Annotated in this window: 2 protein-coding genes and 1 pseudogene; all 3 read right to left on the bottom strand. The window is 74.2% G+C overall.

Annotation, left to right across the window (positions count from 1 at the left end; translation table 11 throughout):
- A partial coding sequence (locus KBY19_RS35825; protein WP_247691755.1) for an FGGY family carbohydrate kinase occupies positions 1-631 on the bottom strand: 631 nt, incomplete at its 3' end.
- 54 nt (positions 632-685) lie between these two features.
- Complete coding sequence (locus KBY19_RS35820) at positions 686-1,426, bottom strand: DeoR/GlpR family DNA-binding transcription regulator (RefSeq protein WP_210967514.1); 741 nt, start codon at positions 1,424-1,426, stop codon at positions 686-688.
- A gap of 73 nt (positions 1,427-1,499) precedes the next feature.
- Positions 1,500-1,696: pseudogene (locus KBY19_RS35815) on the bottom strand (histidine phosphatase family protein); the annotation flags it as partial.

Here is a 1,696-nt window from a genome sequence, read left to right as displayed (position 1 = left end):
CCATGACCTCGCCGGGCCACTCCCCGCTGCGCGGGTCGTAGCCGGTCTTGAGCACGTGGCTCCAGTCGGCGGCGACCGGTGTCCCGGTGAGGTGGCGGCCGAGCAGTTCCGGGGTGTGGACTATCCGCGCGGCGCCGGGGAAGTCGGCCGCGTGCCGTGCGTACCAGGCGACCCGGCCCAGCGCGGCTGTGGGGCCGACGGTGAGACCGAGCGCCCGCCAGCGGGCGGCGCCGGCGCGCTGCGCCTCGGTGTTGTGGTCCGCGGCCCTGCGGTCGTCGTACATCAGCGCGGGGCCCAGCGGCCGGCCGGCCGCGTCGGCCGGCACCAGGGTGCCGGAGGTGGCGGAGACCGCCACGGCGGTCACCTCGGCGCCTCGCGCCGGCAGCGCCGATGTGGCCTGGCGCAGCGCCTCGGCCGTGGCGGGCCACCAGCGGGTGGCGTCCTGTTCGCTGCGGCCGCCCCCGTCGCGGACCGGCTGCGGCAGCGGGGCCCGGCCCTCGGCGCGCACCGTGCCCCGGGCGTCCACGCACAGGACGCGGACGGCCGCCGTGGCGACGTCGATCCCGGCGACGAGGGGAGTGGAGGCGGGAGCGGAGGGCGAGGGTCCGGGCGTGGTGGCTGGGCTGTGCATGGCGTCCCTTTCAGTCACGATGTTAAATTCACACCTGCCGTGTGAAAGCGAGGGTCAGCCGTCGACCTCCGCGACCCGTACGTCGGTGTGCTCGCGCAGCTCGGCCACCAGGGCGCCGTCCACGCCGTCGTCCACCACGACGTGGTCGAAGTCGGTGACCGGGCACAGCCGGTGCAAGGCCGTGCGGGCGACCTTTGAGTGATCCATCAGCAGCGCGGTGCGCGCCCCGGAGGCGAGCATGGCGCGCTTGACGAGCACCACGTCCTGCTCCTGGTGGAAGGTCATGTGCCCGTTCATCGCGGACGTGCTCACCAGCACCAGGTCCACCGACATCGCCTCGATGGCCTCCACGCAGGGCACTCCGAGGAACGAGTCGTGGGTGTGCGAGTACTCGCCGCCCAGCGCGATCAGCCGGACCTCCTCGCACCCGGCGAACACGTCGAGCACGCGGCGCGCGTTGGTCAGCACGGTCAGCGGTCTGCGCCCGCGCAGCAGCACGGCCAGCGCCAGCACGGAGGTGGAGTCGTCCAGCATCACAGACATGCCCGGCTCCACCAGTTCGGCGGCGGCCCGCGCCACCGCCTCCTTCTGCGCCACATGGACACCGAGCCGGTAGTCGAGATTGCTCTCGAAGACGCTGGTGGGCAGCGCGGAGACACCGCCGCGGAAGCGCCGCAGGACGCCGCGCCGGGCCAGCGCCTCCAGGTCGCGGTGGACGGTCATCACACTGACGCCCAGCACCTCGGCGAGCCGGCTGACGGTCACCGTCCCGTGCTGGACAACATGCTCCGCCATCCGCTGTCTGCGGGCCTCCTGGGAGCGCGCTGAGCCCGTGGGCGGTCCCGGGTTCGTCACGGCCTCGCCCCGCTCAGCCGGCGGCCGTGGGGGCCGAGAGCGGCGCCCGGCCGGCCACGGCGGCGTCGGTGGCCGTCGGCACGTTCAGCGAGCGCAGGGCCGTCCGGTCGCCGCTCAACTCGATCTCGGTGACCGCCGCGTTCTCCAGCCGGGGCAGAACGAGCCGGTAGCGGCCGACGGGGATGCCCAGCATCGCGCACAGGGCGATAC

The sequence above is a fragment of the Streptomyces sp. B15 genome, assembly GCF_018070605.1.
Classification (GTDB): Bacteria; Actinomycetota; Actinomycetes; order Streptomycetales; family Streptomycetaceae; genus Streptomyces; species Streptomyces smyrnaeus.
The sequence above is the reverse complement of the archived record's forward strand: the minus strand, read 5'-3'. Positions and strand labels throughout refer to the sequence as shown.

Bases quoted from the DNA above. Each gene is read 5' to 3' on its own strand.
- KBY19_RS35820 (WP_210967514.1), bottom strand. From the start codon at position 1,426: ATGGCGGAGCATGTTGTCCAGCACGGGACGGTGACCGTCAGCCGGCTC.